A 21270-nucleotide genomic window follows, 5' to 3' on the forward strand; every position below is an offset into this window, starting at 1 on the left:
AACTCTTCGTCATCTACCATATCTGCTTTGTTTAAGAATACTACTATTTGAGGTACTCCTACCTGTCTTGATAATAGGATATGCTCTCTTGTTTGTGGCATTGGACCATCTGCTGCCGATACAACTAAGATAGCTCCATCCATCTGTGCTGCTCCTGTGATCATGTTCTTTACGTAGTCAGCATGGCCTGGACAGTCAACGTGAGCATAGTGTCTGTTTTCTGTTTCATACTCAACGTGAGCTGTTGCTATTGTGATTCCTCTTTCTCTTTCCTCTGGAGCTTTATCTATGTTATCAAATGCTACTGCTTCTCCTGATCCTTCTCTGTTGTTTAATACTGTTGTTATTGCTGCTGTTAATGTTGTTTTACCATGGTCAACGTGTCCTATTGTTCCTATGTTAACGTGTGGTTTATTTCTTTCAAATTTTGCTTTACCCATCTTTATTCCTCCTTAATATTTATACTTTTTTAGAAAACTTATCCGGGTGTTTCTTTATGTACTATTTAGAAACACATTAATGGAGCCCACGACCGGACTTGAACCGGTGACCTCTTGCTTACCATGCAAGTGCTCTACCTGCTGAGCTACGTGGGCATTGATACCACTGCCTATAATTTTACTATTTTCATAAGCCATTGTCAATAACAAAATTATGTATAACTCTTTTCTATAACTCCCTAACCTCTAAGTACCTCTCTAACTTCCTCTTTACTCTTTGAAGAGCATTATCTATGGACTTCACATGTCTATCCAAATCGACAGCAATCTCTTGATAAGATTTCCCTTGAAGATAGGACATTAGCACTTCCCATTCTAGATCACTTAATATTTCACCAATTTTACTTTCAATGTGTCTTAATTCTTCTCTGCTAATTATAAGCTCCTCCGGGTCTGTAATCTTCACCCCAGACAACACATCTAACAGGGTTCTATCTGATTCTTCATCATAAATAGGTTTATTAAGAGAGACATAAGAATTAAGGGGAATATGTTTCTGCCTTGTAGCAGTTTTGATAGCAGTAATTATTTGCCTAGTTATACAAAGTTCTGCAAAGGCTTTAAAGGAACTAAGCTTGTCCTCTTTGTAGTCTCTAATAGCTTTATATAATCCTATCATCCCTTCTTGGATTATATCTTCCTTATCTGCTCCTATTAAAAAATACGATCTAGCCTTAGCTCTAACAAAGTTTTTATATTTTTTAATAAGATACTCTAAAGCCATAGGATTGCCGTTTTTGGCTTCTTCAATAATTTCCTCATCTTCCATCATATCGTAAGTATTTGTTATAATTCCATTATGTACACCTAAGCCCACCAGCATCCCCTCCAGCATTTATTAAGTATAAAACCATATTTTTATTATACATTATGTATAATCGCCCAGTCAAGCTAAATCACTGATTATTTCGCCATTTGTTAAGTTTTTCAATTAACTCATCATCAAGCCTACCCATAATCATATCATTGGTTTCATTTTTCCTGATATTCTTCCTTTCCATCCTTTTTTTTGCATTTTCCACTTCAATCTTAAGCTCTCTAGCAGATATTCTTGTTCCACCCCTACCTAAAACTATTTGTTGTTCAACCCAGTCAGAGGTGGCCACCCTAACTTTCTTTCTTTTACCTATTTTATCTATCTGTCTTTCTATATACTGATCTGCTGTTTCTCTTTGTTTAGTGTATACAACATTGACCCCTTTAATATTCTCTTTCTTCTCTATACTTCCCTTTACCAAGTGGGCATCATAAACAATAGTTACATCAATTCCAGTATAAGCTTGATACTCTGCCATTATTTCTATTAACTCATTTCTAGATGCGTCTAAATCAACCTTTGTTAATGATTTTAGATTATTCCACGCATTAATAATATTATATCCATCAACAAACAAATACTCTTTCATCTTTGATTTCATATTACCACCTAAGTTCGCTGTCTTAATATTTCATAGGTAATCACCGATGTGGCTACTGAAGCATTTAGTGACGAAACTTTCCCTTTCATTGGTATTTTAATTAAAAAATCGCATTTTTCTTTAACTAATCTACCTATCCCTTTCCCTTCATTTCCTATTACAAGACCTATAGCTCCCTTTAAATCTTTATCGAAATAGTAGTCCTCTCCATCCATATCTGCTCCATATATCCAAAGACCCTTATTTTTAAGTTCATCAATTGCATAGCCTATATTTGATACTTTAACCACAGGCAAATATTCTATGGCTCCTGCCGAAGTCTTAGCAACAGTAGAAGTTAACCCAACCGACCTTCTTTTGGGTATTATTATTCCATGGGCTCCGGCACATTCAGCTGTTCTCATTATTGCTCCTAGGTTATGGGGGTCTTCTATCTCATCTAATATAATTATAAAAGGGGCTTCATTTCTTTCTTCTGCTCTTTTCATTATATCATCCAATGTCTTATACTTATATGCAGAAGCAATAGCAATTACTCCTTGATGATTTGTATTTGCCATCTCATCTAATTTATTTTTATTTACATATTGTATAGGTATTCCCTTATCCTTAGCCATTCCCACTATCTTTTTTATAGACCCTTTATTTTCTCCCTTCGATAATAAAATCTTTTCTATCTCTCTTCCCGACTTAAGGGCCTCTATAATAGGATTTCTTCCCCCAATTAGGTTTTGTTTATTCATATGTATCAACTCCTTATTTTTAATAAATATTCCTGTATATCTTTAAAGGAACTACAGGATTTATTTAAATGAATTTTTTTCTTACCTCTTCTTGTTTTCCACAACTTAATTTCCCTTCTTTACATTTACCAAATACGCAAGAGGGATGAGCCTTATTATATAGTATCTCTGATAAGCTTTTTAATATCATAAGTTTTTCAGTAGATAACTCTCTAATTTCCCATTGTGCATTTTCACAGACCCTTTCAGATAACATAGCAATGTCCATTCTAGCATTGGACGAAATAACCAACTTTACCTGATCACAGTTTAAAATAAAAGGTAATGCTTTATCTTGTCCATATTTGTTTAATATATACATCCTAAAATCTTTAGTTTCATTAGCCAAACTTAGAAACTCTTCTTCAAATTTCGAAGTTCTAATAGTAGGTGGTATTAATATTTTTCTTCCCCTATCCTTTATTAGGTTACTGAAATCTTCCCTATGATTTTTCGATAGTCTATGTCTTATTTGTTGATGATAAGTAACCATACTACACATCATTCCGAAAGTTGTTCTAGCCTGTTCTGAAATACTATCATGACCATAACCTAATACCCTTTTAACAACCCCACTAGCATTCTTTCTAGCTTCATCTCCCCACTTTGTTAAAATTTGAGAAGGCGTTGATGATTGTGTACTAGTTAATGCTCCTAAGCCTACTTTAACATCCAGGTCTTCAAACTTGCTTAATAGTACCATTTTATTTTCATTATCAATTTTTTTTAAATCTTCTGAGTAAAATTTCTCTATTAATTCTTTATTATTATCACTATTATAACTTTCTGGTAGTAATTTTATTAAATTTACAGGTAACTTTCCCCTTATTTCTTTTCTAAATTCATTAAATATACTATAGTATTTTTTATCATTGATTAAATAAAATAAATCAAATAACTTGTCCGCCGTCATGGCAACAGCCAAGTTTGTCTTAGTGGCTAATGGTAATATATACCGTGCATCTTCTACTGGAACTCCATATTTATAATTTCCAATTTTAGGTCGCCCCTTGAAATCTCCTTCTTTTAATTCTGACATTCTAATATACAAGTCAAATACCCTATTCAATAGTTCTTTTGATTTTTCAGTATCCTCTTTAGACAACTCCGGCAGAATGTATGCATCTTCCCCCATAGTTACATACCTTTGACTTTGTTGAACATAAGAATCTTTCAACTCACATAAAAGTGTGCTTTGGATTCTATCGATCCCTTCTATAACAAATGAAATATTTATTGTCTTTAGTGTCTCTTTTATGCTTCTTTCATCTACCTCATTTATCCTATTTATATCAATCCAATTATTTATCCTATCTAATCCTGTATCTTCAAAATTAGTAATTTTCATATTTTTATTCTCCTCATAACATTTATTTTTTAATAAAGTATAAACTGTATTTAATTTTAAATACTAACATTAATATTAAAGTATGTTCAATGTGAATATCTAAACTTACTTCTTCTATTAATGATGCTACACTTCGTTATCTTAATAAACATTTTAACTTACTTTAAAATATGTTATTTATGCTAATATTTTAGTTTATTAAAGCTATTATTTGAGTCTAACAATGATCTATGGGTAAGTCGTTGTTAGACTCAAATAACTCTATTTTTCCTCTATAATAATATCAAAAATATCAAATATTCTATCAAACTCTTCCGTCAAGTACAAAAATCCTATTAATGTTTCAAATCCTGTAGCATACTTATAATCGGATATATTGGCATTTTTAGGAACCGAAAGAGACTTGGCATTTCTCCCCCATTTCACAATGCCCCACTCTTCCTCTGTAAGATTTTTTTCTAATGAAAAAACTATACCGGCCTGAGCCTTTGCCTTAACATATTTTATAGCCTTTTTATGAAGTTTATTTACAGAAACATTATTATTAGTCAAAAGATATGTTCTTACTAAGACCTCATACACCGAGTCTCCTAAATAAGCTAATTGTAGTGGGGATAACATTCTAGCATCCCTTTTATCATAACTCTTATCAACTTTAGTTATCTTTTTTAAAAAACTTTTATCCATAATTTCACCTAACTTCTTCTCCACTTTACTCCATCTGGAGTATCTTTTAGTAATATTCCTTTAGCTTCCAAATCATCCCTTATTTTATCAGCAAGTCCATAGTCTTTATTCTTTCTTGCCTCATTTCTCTTTTCTATAAGCCCTAGTATTTCCTCATCTAACATTTCTTCCTTTTTAGATAATAATCCTAATATACCACTTAACTCATTTAAAGTGTTATAAGTTTCTTCTACAACCTTCCTAGGACTTTTTTTAGATAAGTTAGAGTTTGAGTATCTTATTATTTCAAATAAGTATGACATGGCATCGGCTGTATTTATATCATCTTCCATACTTTCTAAAAACTTATTTCTATATGTGTTTATACTTTTAATTATTTCATTACTATCACTGTCTAACTCTTTATCTTCGCAAACTTCTAATAAATCCTCAATATTCTTTTTACCATTATATAATCTGTCAAGACCATTCTTAGACTGAATAACAACATCTCTACTATAATTTACTGGTTTCCTATAATGGGCTGATAATATAAAGAATCTTAACACTTCTAAGTCAAACTCTTCACTTACTCCCCTAACTGTAAAGAAGTTTTTCTTTGATTTTGACATCTTCTTATCTTGTACATTTATCATTCCATTATGGAGCCAATAATTTGCAAAGGGTTTTCCCGTTAGACATTCACTTTGTGCCACTTCATTTTCATGATGGGGAAATTGCAAATCTTCCCCTCCAGCATGAATATCTATTGTATCCCCAAGATATTTTTTAGCCATAACTGAACATTCTATATGCCAACCTGGTCTACCCTTTCCCCAAGGACTATTCCATGAAGGTTCACCTGGTTTCTCCTTTTTCCATAGGGTAAAGTCCATAGGATCTTTTTTCTCTGAGTTGACTTCTATTCTGGCACCGGACACTAGATCCTCTAAGTTTTTCTTTGATAATTTACCATAATCCTTATACTTTGAAATATTAAAGTAAACATTTCCATCTACATTATAGGCATAACCTTTATTTTCAAGTTTCTTTATAAACTCTATTATTTCACTTATATTTTCGGTTGCTCTAGGATGATTAGTTTCATCCTCCTTTAAAAGTAATCCCTCAGCATCTTCAAAGTATTCTTCTATAAATCTATCGGCTACTTTTTTTACTGTAGTATTTTCTGCATTAGCTTCATTTATCATTTTATCATCTATATCTGTAAAATTAACTAAGTAATCAACATCATATCCTTTATATTCAAAATATCTTCTTAATGTATCAAATACAACCAAAGGTCTAGCATTTCCCACATGAATATAGTTATATACGGTGGGTCCGCAAACATACATTGTTACCTTATTTTCATTAATTGGCTTAAAGTCTTCTTTCTTCTTAGTCAAAGTATTATAAAGTTTCATCATTATCTCTCCCTTCTAATTTTTCAATATATCCTTCTAACCTTCTAATCCTATTTTTCATGCATATCAACTCTTGGTTAATAGGGTCAGGTAATTTTACTTGATCTAAATCTATGCCATCATGAACTTTCCTAATTTTTATATTATCTTTTACAACAATTCTTCCTGGAATACCTACCACTGTACAATTTTCAGGTATCTCCTTAAGAACCACTGACCCAGCTCCTATTTTCGAGTTATCTCCTACTTTAAATGGTCCCAGTACCTTGGCCCCACTACTTATAACTACATTATTACCTATTGTAGGATGTCTTTTTCCCACTTCTTTTCCTGTTCCCCCTAGGGTAACTCCTTGATATATTGTAACATTATTTCCTATTTCCGCGGTTTCACCTACTACCACTCCCATTCCATGATCTATAAATACCCCTTCTCCAATTTTAGCTCCTGGGTGAATTTCTATTCCAGTTAAAAATCTAGCTAAATTAGATATAATTCTTGCCAATGTAAATAGTCCTTTTTTATAAATCCAATGGGATAGTCTATGGATAATCACAGCATGAAGTCCCGGATAACATAATAATATTTCTATCTTGCTTTTAACTGCTGGGTCCCGTTCCTTTACGGCCTCAATATCTTTTTTTATTTTACCGAACATAATTCTTCCTCCTAAACCATTATAACAAATTTATAAATACTAAGATTATTTCTATACCCTCTTTTTTTATTTTTAATTATTTTTATAGGCCAAAAAAAATATAGCCGTCTCTATATATAGAGACGGCTAATTCCGCGGTTCCACTCTAGTTAGGTTACCCTCACTTTATAGGATATAACGTTCCCAAACGATTAGTCCTACTATTTTTCAGACAATAGTTCAAAGGTGCACTTCAATTTATCAGTGACTTGATATCATTCTCAGCCAATGATGATACCTCTCTGTAAATTTAATAAATCTACTTTACCTTTTCATAACCTTTTATAATATATTATTTTCTACATAGTTTATGCGATTTAGTATATTTTGTTTCCCTAAAATTAAAATTATATTTGTCATCTCAGGCCCATGTAGTTGTCCACTAAGGGCTACCCTGACTGGCATAAATAAATTTTTCCCCTTTATTCCAGTCTTTTTCTTTAATACTTTAAATATAGAATTAGCAAACTCTTCATCTACTTCATCTATACCCTCTAATTCCTCTTTAAAAGCATTTAATAGTTCAGGAACCTGTTCTCCCTTTATCATTTCTAATGCCTTATCATCCTCTGGATCCATTTTATCTTTAAAGAAAATATCCACTTTATCTGTTATTTCCTTCATATATGATAAACTCTCTTGCACTGTTTCTACTATTTTCTGAATCCAATCATATCTATTTTCCACATCTTCTTCTGTTATATAGTTAGCATCTTTTAAATAAGGTATAGCAAGGTCTGTAACAATTTTGGAATCCAGTTCTTTTATATGCTGACCATTTACCCAGTTTAATTTATCTTTGTCAAATACTCCACCTGTTTTCGATACTCGGTCAAAGGAAAACTCATCTATAAGTTCATCCATTGTAAATATTTCCTTTGTAGTATCGGGACTCCATCCTACTAGGGCTAAGTAATTTACAAGACCTTCAGGAAGATATCCCTTTTCCTTAAAGTCCCCAACTGCCACATCACCTTGTCTTTTACTTAATTTCTTTTTATCCTTATTTAAAACAGTTGGAAGGTGAACGTATTTGGGAGGTTCCCATCCAAATGCTTCATATAGGCATATATGTTTAGGTGTTGATGGTAACCATTCGTCTCCCCTAACAATATGGGTTATTTCCATTAAATGATCATCTACAACAACAGCAAAGTGATATGTTGGAAAACCATCGGATTTCATTAATACCTGATCATCCATATCCCTAGTATTTATGGTTATATCTCCCCTAACTATATCATGGAACTTAACATCCTTTGCTGCTGGAAGCTTAAGTCTTATTGTGTATTTTTCTCCTGCCGCTATCCTCTTTTTAGCCTCTTCTATATCTATGCTTCTACAAAAGCCATCATACCTTGGAATTTTACCTTGGGATTTCTGTTCCTCTCTAATTTTATCTATTCTTTCCTTAGTACAGAAACAATAGTATGCATGACCCTTTTCTATTAATTTTTCTATATATTCATTATATATATCAAGTCTCTCTGACTGAACGTATGGTCCATAATCGCCTTTTTGTACTATCTTATCATCTTCAATAAATACTCCCTCATCATGGGTCACACCGGCCCATTCCATGGATTCTATTAAATTTTCAATAGCTCCTTCTACATATCTACTTCTATCAGTATCTTCTATTCTCAGTATATATTTACCACCTTGTCCCTTAGCAAATAAATAATTATATAAAGCTGTCCTCAAACTACCTATATGTACATATCCTGTTGGACTAGGAGCAAATCTTACCCTTATATCAGACATATAGTAACCTCCCTGTATCTAATTTTTATATATCAAATGTGTTGATTGAACTTATATCTTTTTATATTTGTATATTATATACTACATAGTTGACTGTATCAAGATTATAGACAATAAATTTATATTTTACCCTAAAATATTTCCTATCCATGTAAGTATTCCTTCAAATATTGACTTTATAAAGTTAATTATTTTAGTAAAAAATGATTCTTCATCTTTCTTATTTTCAGATATATTATCTATTCCATCTGAAATTTCATTTATTTGCTTTTTTATATTATTTAAGTCTAAATTTAACTTTGATATACCCTTCATTAACTCTGCTATTTCATCTATCTGTTCATCAGCTAATTTTATATTTAAGTTGCCGCTTATTTTAATTATAATTTCTTTTATATCTTTTTCTTCCTTCACTCTATTTTCTATAACTTCTTCTTTAACTTCCCGTATTAGCTTCATAGACTTTTCTTTTCCTATATCCTTAGCCAATGTTCCTGTTTTTGCTATCTCTTCGTTGGCTATTTCTTTTCTTTCTTCGGATATATTTTTATTGGTTATATTCTCAAAGCCCTTTATTATCCCCGTTAATGCTGCAGTCCCAGAAACACTAACAGGAGCTGCTATTTTAACCTTTGCATTTTTTACACCGGCAGTTATAAGGGCATTTCTATACATACCCTCTGTTATCCAGCTTATATTATATGTTTCAATATTCATACCTTCACCAGCTCTTAGTACCTTTACATAGGCACAGGATATAGACTTAGTCCCTATTAAACTATTATCTATATATTTACCTAAATACTTTTTCTCTTCATCATTACTAACCCTTACTATTCTTATGTGGTCCTTGGCATTAAAAAAGTTGAGTATTTCTTTTTCCTCTTTTATAGTTAAATCTTCACCTAGGCTTATCACCGAATTATCAAAGCTATCACCATAGGAAATCCCACTTAATAAAATTATAATTATAATTAATATAGATAGTCTTTTCATAAGTCATAACCTCCATTAAAAATTCTTTATTATGAAGTAAACTACTAAAAGTAATAAAATATGAACTATCCACCAGCCTATTGATAGAAACCTAAATCTATCTAATAATATCTTTTTGTCCTTTTTTTCTTCCTCCACTTATAAATCCTCCTAATTTAACTTTCCCTTATTTTTCACATAAAAACAGGGAGATATACAAAACATTATTAGGTAACACTTTTTTCTCTATTGAATAAATATAATCTGGGATAAATTTCAAAGGTAAAAGTGAATTGGAGGTTCTATAATATGAATAATTTCTTCATGACAACAAGAATTTTAAATCCTAAAAAGGATTTAGGGTTGGAGATATATCGAAAAAATGAATATAAGAAGGGGGATATAAACCCAAAATATAAAAAGAAATAAAGGGTTGGGGGATTACGAATCCCCCAACAACTCAGAATTAAAACTAAGACTCAATCTCAAACTTAAACTCAAAAGGGTCTGAACTTGATATTCAGACCCTTTTACTAATTATATATCTAATCCTTGACTTTTAAATACTTCTTTTACCTTTCCAAGTACTTCTTCTGATTTAATCTCTATCTTTTCCCCTTCTCCTCTTATAACAAACTCAACAATATTTTCATTTGCCTTTCTGCCTACTGCTATTCTTATAGGAATACCTATAAGCTCTGCATCTGTAAATTTAACTCCTGCCCTTTCCTTTCTATCATCTATTAATACCTCAATTCCCTTTGATGATAATTCTTTATATAATTTTTCTCCCAATTCCATCTGATCTTCTTTTTTTGCGTTTATAACTGTAACTACAGCATGATATGGAGCTACAGATAATGGCCATATAATTCCCTTATCATCATGATATTGTTCTATAATAGCAGCCATGGTTCTTGATATTCCAACACCATGGGATCCCATGTATATTTTTTGAGCCTTGCCATTTTTATCAAGATAAGTAGCATTTAATGCATCACTATACTTAGTTCCCAATTGGAATATATTGCCTACTTCATTTCCCCTATCCATCTTTAAGCTACTACCACATTTAGGACATTTATCCCCTTCTCTAACTAGCAATAAATCTTCAACTATTTCACCATGAAAATCCCTATTATAGTTAACATTTTTTATATGATAGTCTGTTTCATTTCCTCCAACTATAAAGTTCTTCATATTAGTAACTCGCTTATCAACTATAACTCTAACCTCATCACTAATAGCTATAGGTCCTGCAAATCCAACATTAGCACCGGTTACCCTTTTTATGGTCTCCTCATCAGCAAGTTCAAGTTCATGTTCTGGTATAGCTAAATGCTTAAGTAATTTCACTTCATTTAACTCCCTATTTCCTGGTATAAGTACAGCTAGAACTTCATCTTTCCCTTGGTATATTAAAGTCTTTACAAAGTTCTCTGATGGAATATTAAAAAATTCTGTAAGTTCTTCTATTGTTTTAATGTTTGGTGTTGATACTTTTTCCTTTTCTAGTTCTTTACTATCACTTACCTCTATTTTATACTCACAAATGGCTTTTTCGTCAGTAGCTGCATAATCACAGTCACCACAATAGGCTATTTCACTTTCACCTACCACAGACATGGCCATGAACTCATGGGAATCACTCCCTCCCATAGCTCCTGAATCTCCTTCAACTACTCTAAAATCTAAGCCACATCTTGTAAATATGTTCTCATATGCTCTCCACATATCCCTATAGGATTCTGTCATACCTTCTTCATCCATATCAAAGGTATATGCATCCTTCATAATAAATTCTCTACATCTCATAAGACCGAACCTAGGTCTTTTTTCATCCCTATATTTTGTTTGTATTTGATAAAGATTTAAAGGTAATTGTTTATATGACTTTAACTCATCTTTTATAAGGTCTGTAAAAATCTCTTCATGGGTTGGGCCTAAACAAAACTCCCTTTCATGTCTATCCTTTAACTTAAACATTTCAGGTCCAAAATCATCCCATCTTCCACTTTCTTTCCATAACTCAGATGGTTGTATTGCTGACATAAGTAATTCCTGAGATCCTATATTATCCATTTCTTCCCTAACTATATTTTCAATTTTCTTCATAACCCTATAACCTAAAGGTAAATATGAATATACTCCCGAAACTAGTTTTCTTATCATGCCTGCCCTTAGAAGATATTTATGACTTGGTAGTTCTGCCTCTGAAGGCACTTCCCTTAATGTTGGCATATAAAGCTTTGACATTTTCATTTTACATTCTCCTTTCTTTTTATAAAACAAAAGTCCCTAAGTCTTTTGACTTAGGGACGAATTATCCGCGTTACCACCCTACTAGATTATAAAATATAATCCACTTAATTAAAATAACGGTAAATAACCGTCTAGACCTAATGATCTCAGTCTAGAAGCTCCGGGGCGGGTTCAGTATCTAGAGGAGCAGAAATCTCTCAGCCTAGGATTTCATCTCTGTGGATCATAGATACTTACTATTTCCCTTCAACGCATTTTATATATTATTTTATGACTATTTTATACTAGAACTAAAAACTTTGTCAATGTTTTTAATTTCTAAATATAACCGATTCTTTTCTAAACATTCTAACTGTAAAGGTTAAAGCTACTACTATATAAATCACAGTCCAGCCCGATACTATTAAAATATCTTTAATATTAAATACAGAAACAATAGCCTGCTTTATAATAGCTATAACATTTACCACCGGTATGTGAAAATAGTGATCTGGTATTGCTTTACCATCTAAATACATTGTAAAGTATGCAGGTATCATAGCTATTATTGTTATAGGTGCAGAATATGTTTGGGCCTCTTTAAAGTTTCTTGCATAGAAACTTATGGCAAGCTCTATGGCTCCAAATATTAGTGCTAATCCCAAACATAATAGGGCTATTACTATTATAGATTCTATTGTTAAAATAGCACCACTTCCTGTAAATGTAGGATCAATTTTACTAGCAATACCAAAACCTATTAATGCTGCTATGGTTCCCATAAGTCCTGCTATAACAACTGCAAAGTATTTTCCAAGTAGCAATGATAGTCTATTTGCTTTAGTGGTTAATAAGGGCTCTAGGGTCTGTCTTTCCTTTTCCCCTGCGCCTAGGTCTACTGCAGCTCCTAGTCCTCCCACAGCTGACCATATGGCAAGTAACATAGGAAGAATCATAGAGAGGATCATAAGTCCCATACCATCATCTTCTTGCTCTACAGAAACCGTCTTCATTTGAATATTAATTGGTTTAAGAATCTCAGGGTCTACACCTAATTCACTTAACCTCTTTAAGGTTATACTCTGGGAGTATCCATTTATTATGCCATTAAGCTTAGAACTAGCTACATCTGATTTCATACTAGTTTGGTCGTATAATATTTCAATATCTCCACTTTCTCCATCTTTTATACTTTTATCGAAGTTTTTACCTATTTTAACTATGGCTTTTACGTCTAATTCAGCCAATGCTTCATCTTTATCATCTACATCTAATATATTAATCATTTCATTTTTATCTAGATAATCATATAACTCACTTTCCCCTTCATCAACTATAGCTATATCTATAGCTTCATTTCCTTCCCCTATAAAATCCGATGATCCAGAACCTATAACAAGGGCAAGAATAGGAAAAATAAGAATTGGTATAAGAATACTTGATATAATAGTCTTTTTATCCCTAAATGTATCTTTTAACTCTTTCTTTAGAACTATCCACATATATTTATTCATTTTGACCACCTACCAGTCTTATAAATATATCCTCTAATGCCATATTTTCATATTTGTTTTTAAGCTCCTCTATAGTTGCGATTTCAATTATCTCACCCTTATGTATTATCCCTACCACATCACATAATTTTTCAACTTCATTCATAGAGTGACTTGAGAATATAATTGTTTTCCCCTGGTCTTTTATTTTCCTTATAAAATCATGGACTAACCTTACAGCTGTCACATCTAAACCTGAAGTTGGTTCATCAAATAGCATAATATTAGGATCATGTACTATACTTCTAGCAATAGATACTTTTTGTTTCATACCTTTAGAGAATTTACCTGCCCTTCTATCTATATAGTCATCCATATCAAGCATTGTTGATAAAGTATTAATTCTAGATTCTATTTTTCTTTTGTCCATACCATTTAATAGACCAAAATACTCTATATTTTCTCTAGCGCTTAGTCTATCATAAAGTCCAGTTTCTCCTCCAAATAATATTCCTATTTGTCCCCTTACCCCTTCCGGATCTGTAACTAAATCAACACCATTTAGCTTAGCTGTACCATTTGTTGGCTTTAACATAGTAGCTAACATCCTAAGGGTTGTGGTCTTTCCTGCTCCGTTTTCTCCTAATAATCCAAATACGGTTCCTTTATTAACTTGAAATGAAACTTTTTTTACTGCATCTACATCTTTAAACTTTTTAGACAGGTTTTTAACTTCTATCATGGTGTACCTCCTGTATTTATAGTTAGCTGGGGGATTACGAATCCCCCAGCAACTGAAGTTATGAAATCCTTAATCCTTTAATAATTAAGAATTTAAGTTATATTTTTTTAAACTAAATTAAAAATCCTTATGTTTAATATACACTACTTCTTACATAATGTGCATACCGCTTGAGCTGATATGCCTTCTTCTCTACCTTCAAAACCTAATCTCTCACTGGTTGTAGCCTTCACATTAATATTATCTATATTCGTTTTTAATGCTTTAGATATACTATTTCTAATATCTTCTATAAAAGGGGCCAACTTAGGTTTTTGAGCTACTATTACACAGTCTAAATTGTTTATTTTATAATTCTTTTCATTCATTAAGTCATAAACCTCTTCTAGTAACTTTAAACTGGAAATCCCCTTATATTTTATATCTGTATCTGGAAAGTGTTTACCTATATCTCCTAATGCTAAAGCTCCCAATATACTATCCATAATAGCATGTAACAATACATCTGCATCAGAGTGACCTAAAAGTCCCATAGTATGGGGAATATCTATCCCCCCTAATATTAACTTTCTCCCTTCAACTAACTTATGTACATCATATCCTATACCAATTCTCAATATTACTCCCCCCCTTTAGCTATTAATTCTCCAAATTGTAAATCCTCAGGTGTTGTTATTTTTATATTATTATAACTTCCATTTATCATCTTTACCTCATAGCCTAGTCTTTCCACCAACATACTATCATCTGTAACTGATACACTATTTGCCATGCCATCCTTATATGCCTTTAAAATAAGATTATAATCAAAGGCCTGGGGGGTCTGAACTGACCAAAGATATTTTCTATTTGGGGTATCCTTTACATTACTATAACCATCTACTACCTTGATTGTATCCTTTGTGGGAACCCCTATAACACAAGCTTTATATTTTATAACCCCTTTAATGGCATCTGCTATATTAGCCCCATTAACAAATGGTCTGGCTCCATCATGGATAAGTACAATATCGCATTTATTATCCACCGCTATCAACCCATTATATACAGAGTCTTGTCTTTCTTCCCCCCCTTTTACTATTTTATTTACTTTGTGGAAACCATATTTATCAATTATATTATCCCTGCAATATTTTTTTTCCTCTTCTCTAGTTACAATTATAATCTCATCGATATAAGGACAGGAATTAAACTTATCAATAGTATGTGCCAGTATAGGCTTTCCTTTCAATAATATAAACTGTTTATTCATTCCTTTATCCATTCTCTTTCCCATACCAGCAGCAGGTATTATCACTGATATATATTTTCCTTTGTATGCCACTTTATCACCTCTTTTATCTTAATTTTATCATTTATATATTTCTACATCAGAAAAATCGAAAACTTCCTCTATAGTCAAATCAAAATACTTAGCAATTTTATATGCTAAAACTAAAGATGCAGTATATTTTTCACATTCTAACGAAGTAATAGTTTGACGGGTTACACCCACAGCTAGGGCAAGTTCTTCTTGGGATAACTTATGTTTCTTTCTTAATTCCTTTATTCTACTTTTCAAAAATATACCTCCTTAAATGATAAGTAGACTTTATATCTTAAGTATAGTTTCCTTTGCATTACTTGTCAAGTTTACTTTGCACATTGAACAAAAGAGACTTTGTGCCTTCTTTGTTCTGTTCAGGGTCCAAGGTACAGAGAGCAGAGAGTTAGACTAATAAAAGGAACCCTTGACTTAAGTCAAGGGTTCCTTTTATTAGTAAAAATTATTATACCGCTTTATCTACTACTGATTTAGGCTTTGCAAATATCATTCTTCCTGCCGCTGTTTGTAATACACTTGTCACTAAAACATCTATATTTCTTCCTATATGTTTCTTTCCTCCATCTACAACTATCATAGTTCCATCATCTAAATAACCAATTCCCTGTCCCGATTCTTTTCCATCTTTAATGACTAGCACTTTCATTTCTTCTCCTGGAAGTACTACTGGTTTCACAGCATTGGCAAGTTCATTAATATTTAGTACATTTACTCCATGGAACTCTGCCACTTTATTTAAATTAAAATCATTAGTAACTACTTTACCATCTAAAAATTGAGCTAACTTTAACAGTTTACTATCTACCTCACTTATATCTTCAAAGTCCTTTTCATGTATTACTACCTCTATATCCAATTCTTTTTGAATTTTATTTAGCATATCAAGTCCTCTTCTTCCCCTATTTCTTTTTAATGAATCTGAAGAATCAGCTATATGCTGTAACTCCTCTAGAACAAATTCAGGGATAACAAGGGGGCCTTCCACAAAACCAGTTTTACATATATCAGCTATTCTGCCGTCAATTATTACACTGGTATCTAAAACCTTAGGAATGGATTTAGATTGTGATTTTCCTGTTTTTTCTTTGTTACTATTCCTTTTAAAGAAGTCTGTTATTCCAGAGAACTCATCGCTTTTTCTAGTTGGAATTTTTACTCCAAGATAACCTAGAAAGATATATAGTACTATTGAAATAGGTACTCCAATGTAATAGGGAATCTCAAGAAGCAACTTACTTAATAAATAAGCTATTACAAGTCCAAATATTAAACCTATAGAACCTAAGAAAATATCAGAAGCAGGTATTTCTTGAAATCTATTTTCCAGTTTCTTTAAAGTTTTATTGGTGAAATTTGTAATGTTTGGTGAAATCATAAAAAATATAATTCCAAATATTAAGCTAACTCCTACATAACCATAAATTAAAAATCTGTCTTGATTTATAAATTGTAATAAATCCAATGACTTTAAAAGGGCAACTACTCCATAGCCAAGGGCTATACCTATTAACGTTAAAACTCCCCTTATAATTTTTCTTAATATCATGTATCTATCACCTCCTATTATAATTATTACCATTATACCTACATTCTATAACTAATTTACCACATTTTTCAATATTTAACCATAGTTTTAATTATATTTATAGCATTTTTTATTATTTGTATCATATTATATAGAATATAGGCTAAAATTTAAGGTAATCAATCCTCTACTTATAATATACCCATAGACACATTTAATATTGAATAGTTTATTAATATTTATATATTATTTCCAATTATATAGTTGTTTTCAATATTTATATCGTTAAATGTAACAGGAACCTTTAGATTTTTCCCTTATATCTAAAAAAACAAGCGTCATAAAGACGCCTATTTTACTGCTTCATTGATTAAGTTTTCCACATCTTCTTGGTCAGTGTCCTTTGCTAATACTATCTCACTAACTAGCATTTGCTTTGCATTATTGAGCATTTTTCTTTCACCAGTTGACAGTCCCTTTTCTTTATCTCTTATCATAAGATTGCGAACCACATTAGCTATTTCATAAATATCTCCGCTTTTAATTTTATCCATATTTGCTCTGTATCTTCTATTCCAGTTTTTAGGCATCTTAGTCTTATCATCACCTAATACTGCAAATACTTGCTCCACTTCTTTATTGCCAATAACTTCTCTTATTCCTATTTCTTCCATATTGTCAATAGGAACCATAACCTTCATTTCACCCATAGGCATCTTCATTACATAATACTTTTTCTTATCTCCCAAAATCTCTTTTTCTTCTATTGCAACTATTACTCCTGCCCCATGCATAGGGTATACGATTTTATCACCTATATCAAACATAAAGCAAACCTCCTAAATTATACACGACATACTATTATAGATTATATAACAATTTCTTCATTTTGTCAAATAATTTATTTTACCATACAAAAAAAATGTTGTCAAATATTTTATCATTCTAATTTTAGATGGGAACTAAATTTCATAAATACCAATATTTTAAATTGACAACAGCTTGTCTCAATACTTATAATTAATATAAAGACATTACTTAATCGAGGTGATTTGATGGAAAAAGACTTGCTTTGCGATGATTTTCAGACAAAGGTTTCAGATGTGTTAGTAAGACATAAAAGTATACTCGATATAATATCCAAATTAGAAGAATCTAATGCTAAAGTAAACAGGGCTGTTATAAAGTCTGTGACTTCATGTGGTTGCGTGTCAATAAAAGCCCATAAGCAAAATTATGACAAAGAAACTTTATCAGAAGTTAAAGATTTCTTAGATAATCATGTTAACGGTGAGCTATGTGAAAATTGTAAAGAAAAAATTGAAGAGGAAATGGGAAACCATATTTTTTATATTGCTTCTTTATGTAATACTTTAGATGTGAATTTATATGATATTATTTCAAAGGAATATAAAAACATAAAAAGATTAGGCATTTATGGACTTTATTAAACAAAGGCACCTTCGGTGCTTCTTTGTTTTGTACAGGGTGCAGGATACAAAGTGCAGGGATTGGGTAACGATCCATAATTATTGAGGGATTACGAATATTTTAGTAACAAAATTATTAAGGGGTTCATACTTGAACCCCTTAATTTCTTATAGCATATTTCTATCAAGTAGGGACTGTTCTTGCATTCTTCTTAGTCCCTCTTTTATTGTTCTAGCTCTTATTTCTCCAATCCCTTCAACTGCATCTAGTTGGGATATAGATGCCTTTAATATTTCCTGAAACGAAGAAAACATATCTATAACATTTTCTAGAACTGTGGATGGTAGCCTTGGTATTTTATTTAAAACTCTATATCCCTTTGGGGATACATTTAAATCAAGTGAGTCTATTCCAGAGTCGTATCCTAATAACTTTGCTATAATATTTAAGTCTAATAATTCCTCCGATGATAATTTTATTATTTTTTTCCTTATATCCTTATAGGTAACATCCTCTTTTTTAACATAATAGTCCCTAATAACATTTAGACCATCCTCTTCTACGTCTCCTGTAAGTTCCTCAAGTTGCATACTAATAAGTCTTCCTTCATTACCTAACTCTAATATATATTTTTTAATTTCAGTTACTACCCTCATAACCATTTCTGTTCTCTGAAGTACCTTAGTCACATCAAATACAGTAACTAAATCTTCCAGTTCAAGGGCGCTTAAATTTGCCATAGATTGATTTAATACCGCTTTGTATTTTTCAAGGGTTTGTATAGCCTGATTAGCTTTATTTAATATTTTACTAACATCCTTTAATACATATTTATTATTTCCCTGATATAGGGTAATAATATTTCTTCGTTGGGATATAGATATAACCAGCTCCGATGTCTGTTTAGCCACCCTCTCGGCGGTTCTATGTCTTATACCAGTTTCCTTTGATGCTATAAACTGATCTGGCATGAGTTGAGCATTGGCATATAATATTTTTTTACAATCATCACTTAATATAATTGCCCCATCCATCTTTGCTAACTCATATACATTTGCGGGAGTAAACTCACTGTTTATATTAAACCCACCGGCCACAATATCTAATACTTCCTCTGAATCCCCAACAACAATCAATGCTCCCGTTTTAGCCCTCACTATGTTTTCTAGCCCCTCTCTTAGTGGAGTACCTGGGGCTAAAAGCTTTAAAGATTCATATATGCCGTCCTTTTTAATGCTCTCTTCTTTCATTTACTATTTAACCTCCTATAACTAGATCTAATGCATCTAATACATTATCAATTCCTATAACTTCTATATCGGAATAATTCTTTAGTCCCTTTAGATTAGCCCTAGGAATCACTGCCCTTTTAAATCCTAACTTTGCAGCTTCCTTTATTCTCTTTTCTATAAAACTAATGGTTCTTACTTCTCCTGTTAGTCCTACTTCTCCCATAACTACGGTTTTAGAATCCATCTCAACATCCCTAAAACTAGAGGCCACAGAACATACTATTCCTAAGTCTAGTGCCGGCTCTTTAATTTGTATACCACCTATTATATTTATAAAAGCATCATAGTTTTGCATTTGAAGACCAGCTTTTTTCTCTAAAACCGCCATCATTAGTATCACTCTATTATAATCAAGACCAGTGGCTACCCTTCTAGGCATACCAAAAACCGTTTGACTTACAAGGGCTTGTATTTCTATTAGCATAGGTCTAGTACCTTCTATACTGGGAACTACAATACTTCCCGATGACTTCTCTGGTCTGCCAGATAATAACATCTCCGATGGATTTTTAACTTCCACAAGTCCAACATCCCTCATTTCAAATATACCAATTTCATTTGTGGAACCAAATCTATTTTTAACCGCTCTTAATACCCTGTAGGTATGATGTCTCTCCCCTTCAAAATATAATACCGTATCAACCATATGTTCAAGTACCCTAGGTCCTGCTATTGACCCCTGTTTAGTAACATGTCCAACTATGAAGGTTGCCATTTCCCTAGTTTTGGCTAATTTCATAAGTTTAGAAGTGATTTCTCTAACTTGACTTACACTCCCTGGGGCCGATGTGATCTCAGGGGTATATACCGTTTGTATTGAATCCACAACTAATATATCCGGCTTTAAATCCTCCACAACATTTCTTATTATCTCCATATTGGTTTCTGATAAAATATATAATTCATTTGATTTTATTTCTAACCTATCGGACCTTATTTTTATTTGTTTATCCGATTCTTCCCCGGATATATATAATACCTTTAGTTTTTTGTTTGCAAGATTATTGGCAGTCTGGATAAGTAGTGTGGATTTTCCTATCCCTGGATCTCCTCCCACCAGTATCAGAGATCCTTTAACTACCCCTCCCCCTAAAACACGATTTAACTCATCAACCCCAGTAGATACCCGTTCCTCTTCCTCTATCTTTACATCTATTAATTTTTTGATTTTAGTTTCACTATACTCCTTGGATATATTTACTTTAGAATTTTTCTCATAAATCTCTTCCACAAGGGTATTCCATTCATTACAGGCGGGACATTTTCCCATCCATTTAGGGGTTTCATACCCACACTCTTGGCATACATACTTTGACTTTAACTTCGCCACAAAAAAACCTCCTAATATTACCATATATAATTATAACTTATTATATGGATTTTTATAATTTATTATTAATTTTAAATCAATAATGTATATTTAGCAAGAAGGTGAAAAAGCCTAACGGCTTTTTAATTTTAAATTATAAATTGTAAATTATAAATTAAATACAAAAAAACAATAAGCACCTTCGGTGCTTATAATACGATTAATAAGTATATTTAAACAAATTAATCAGAAATGGTTTCTCTATGTTATTATACAGGGAATGAATTCCCATCTACATCATCTAAGCTTATAACCTACACCTAAACATAAGTAACT

22 protein-coding genes, 1 tRNA gene and 2 other annotated features are annotated in these 21270 nt (G+C 32.0%); of the genes, 1 reads left to right on the plus strand and 22 read right to left on the minus strand.

What is annotated here, in order from left to right; genetic code table 11:
• The 20 genes from V6137_RS13275 to V6137_RS13370 all read right to left on the minus strand — a co-directional run.
• Positions 1 to 440 (minus strand): GTP-binding protein (locus tag V6137_RS13275; protein ID WP_425448430.1); only part of this gene is annotated, 440 nt, incomplete at its 3' end.
• 80 nt (positions 441 to 520) lie between these two features.
• Positions 521 to 596, minus strand: a tRNA-Thr gene (locus tag V6137_RS13280).
• A 73-nt stretch (positions 597 to 669) separates the two neighbouring features.
• Positions 670 to 1317 carry an RNA polymerase sporulation sigma factor SigH gene (gene sigH / locus V6137_RS13285; protein WP_425448431.1) on the minus strand — a complete coding sequence of 216 codons (648 nt, stop codon included), beginning with the start codon at positions 1315 to 1317 and terminating at the stop codon, positions 670 to 672.
• A gap of 79 nt (positions 1318 to 1396) precedes the next feature.
• Positions 1397 to 1918: an NYN domain-containing protein gene (locus V6137_RS13290; RefSeq protein WP_425448432.1), complete on the minus strand. Its 522-nt coding sequence runs from the start codon at positions 1916 to 1918 to the stop codon at positions 1397 to 1399.
• An 8-nt stretch (positions 1919 to 1926) separates the two neighbouring features.
• Positions 1927 to 2661, minus strand: a complete 735-nt coding sequence (gene rlmB / locus V6137_RS13295; RefSeq protein ID WP_425448433.1) for a 23S rRNA (guanosine(2251)-2'-O)-methyltransferase RlmB — start codon at positions 2659 to 2661, stop codon at positions 1927 to 1929.
• A 64-nt stretch (positions 2662 to 2725) separates the two neighbouring features.
• On the minus strand, positions 2726 to 4048 hold the full coding sequence (locus tag V6137_RS13300; RefSeq protein ID WP_425448434.1) for an FAD-dependent thymidylate synthase: 1323 nt from the start codon (positions 4046 to 4048) through the stop codon (positions 2726 to 2728).
• A 261-nt stretch (positions 4049 to 4309) separates the two neighbouring features.
• The gene (locus V6137_RS13305; RefSeq protein ID WP_425448435.1) at positions 4310 to 4735 is read right to left on the minus strand and encodes a Mini-ribonuclease 3; all 426 of its coding nucleotides are present in this window, start codon (positions 4733 to 4735) and stop codon (positions 4310 to 4312) included.
• 8 nt (positions 4736 to 4743) lie between these two features.
• Positions 4744 to 6141 carry a cysteine--tRNA ligase gene (gene cysS, locus V6137_RS13310; RefSeq protein ID WP_425448436.1) on the minus strand — a complete coding sequence of 466 codons (1398 nt, stop codon included), beginning with the start codon at positions 6139 to 6141 and terminating at the stop codon, positions 4744 to 4746.
• Complete coding sequence (gene cysE / locus V6137_RS13315) at positions 6128 to 6799, minus strand: serine O-acetyltransferase (protein ID WP_425448437.1); 672 nt, start codon at positions 6797 to 6799, stop codon at positions 6128 to 6130. The genes cysS and cysE overlap by 14 nt, the downstream gene beginning before the upstream one ends.
• Before the next feature lie 115 nt (positions 6800 to 6914).
• Positions 6915 to 7123: a binding site (T-box leader), on the minus strand.
• Positions 7121 to 8602 carry a glutamate--tRNA ligase gene (gltX, locus tag V6137_RS13320; RefSeq protein ID WP_425448438.1) on the minus strand — a complete coding sequence of 494 codons (1482 nt, stop codon included), beginning with the start codon at positions 8600 to 8602 and terminating at the stop codon, positions 7121 to 7123. It overlaps the preceding feature by 3 nt.
• A gap of 126 nt (positions 8603 to 8728) precedes the next feature.
• Positions 8729 to 9598, minus strand: a complete 870-nt coding sequence (locus V6137_RS13325) for a DUF1002 domain-containing protein (protein ID WP_425448439.1) — start codon at positions 9596 to 9598, stop codon at positions 8729 to 8731.
• 15 nt (positions 9599 to 9613) lie between these two features.
• Positions 9614 to 9736 (minus strand): hypothetical protein, encoded by a 123-nt coding sequence (locus V6137_RS13330; RefSeq protein ID WP_425448440.1) that lies wholly within the window; start codon positions 9734 to 9736, stop codon positions 9614 to 9616.
• Positions 9737 to 10114: 378 nt separating this feature from the next.
• Positions 10115 to 11839: a proline--tRNA ligase gene (locus tag V6137_RS13335; RefSeq protein WP_425448441.1), complete on the minus strand. Its 1725-nt coding sequence runs from the start codon at positions 11837 to 11839 to the stop codon at positions 10115 to 10117.
• Positions 11840 to 11888: 49 nt separating this feature from the next.
• Positions 11889 to 12098: a binding site (T-box leader), on the minus strand.
• A gap of 52 nt (positions 12099 to 12150) precedes the next feature.
• On the minus strand, positions 12151 to 13332 hold the full coding sequence (locus V6137_RS13340; protein ID WP_425448442.1) for an ABC transporter permease: 1182 nt from the start codon (positions 13330 to 13332) through the stop codon (positions 12151 to 12153).
• Complete coding sequence (locus V6137_RS13345; protein ID WP_425448443.1) at positions 13325 to 14053, minus strand: ABC transporter ATP-binding protein; 729 nt, start codon at positions 14051 to 14053, stop codon at positions 13325 to 13327. Before V6137_RS13345 ends, V6137_RS13340 begins: the two co-directional genes overlap by 8 nt.
• A gap of 143 nt (positions 14054 to 14196) precedes the next feature.
• Entirely contained in the window at positions 14197 to 14670 is a 474-nt protein-coding gene (gene ispF, locus V6137_RS13350; protein WP_425448444.1) for a 2-C-methyl-D-erythritol 2,4-cyclodiphosphate synthase, read from the minus strand.
• A gap of 2 nt (positions 14671 to 14672) precedes the next feature.
• On the minus strand, positions 14673 to 15377 hold the full coding sequence (ispD, locus tag V6137_RS13355) for a 2-C-methyl-D-erythritol 4-phosphate cytidylyltransferase (protein WP_425448445.1): 705 nt from the start codon (positions 15375 to 15377) through the stop codon (positions 14673 to 14675).
• Between the two features lie 27 nt (positions 15378 to 15404).
• A complete protein-coding gene (locus tag V6137_RS13360) occupies positions 15405 to 15614 on the minus strand; it encodes a helix-turn-helix transcriptional regulator (RefSeq protein WP_425448446.1) in 210 nt (69 codons plus the stop codon).
• Positions 15615 to 15822: 208 nt separating this feature from the next.
• Entirely contained in the window at positions 15823 to 16923 is a 1101-nt protein-coding gene (locus tag V6137_RS13365) for a PIN/TRAM domain-containing protein (protein WP_425448447.1), read from the minus strand.
• Positions 16924 to 17252: 329 nt separating this feature from the next.
• On the minus strand, positions 17253 to 17729 hold the full coding sequence (locus V6137_RS13370; protein WP_425448448.1) for a CarD family transcriptional regulator: 477 nt from the start codon (positions 17727 to 17729) through the stop codon (positions 17253 to 17255).
• A 228-nt stretch (positions 17730 to 17957) separates the two neighbouring features.
• Between V6137_RS13370 and V6137_RS13375 the strand changes: the two genes are divergently transcribed.
• Positions 17958 to 18353, plus strand: a complete 396-nt coding sequence (locus V6137_RS13375; RefSeq protein WP_425448449.1) for a nucleoside triphosphate pyrophosphohydrolase family protein — start codon at positions 17958 to 17960, stop codon at positions 18351 to 18353.
• 147 nt (positions 18354 to 18500) lie between these two features.
• Here V6137_RS13375 and disA read toward each other — a convergent pair whose 3' ends face one another.
• Complete coding sequence (disA, locus tag V6137_RS13380; protein WP_425448450.1) at positions 18501 to 19583, minus strand: DNA integrity scanning diadenylate cyclase DisA; 1083 nt, start codon at positions 19581 to 19583, stop codon at positions 18501 to 18503.
• A gap of 7 nt (positions 19584 to 19590) precedes the next feature.
• Positions 19591 to 20955: a DNA repair protein RadA gene (gene radA / locus V6137_RS13385; RefSeq protein WP_425448451.1), complete on the minus strand. Its 1365-nt coding sequence runs from the start codon at positions 20953 to 20955 to the stop codon at positions 19591 to 19593.
• Positions 20956 to 21270: the final 315 nt, after the last annotated feature.

Source organism: Dethiothermospora halolimnae, from assembly GCF_037577855.1.
Classification (GTDB): Bacteria; Bacillota; Clostridia; order Tissierellales; family VENL01; genus Dethiothermospora; species Dethiothermospora halolimnae.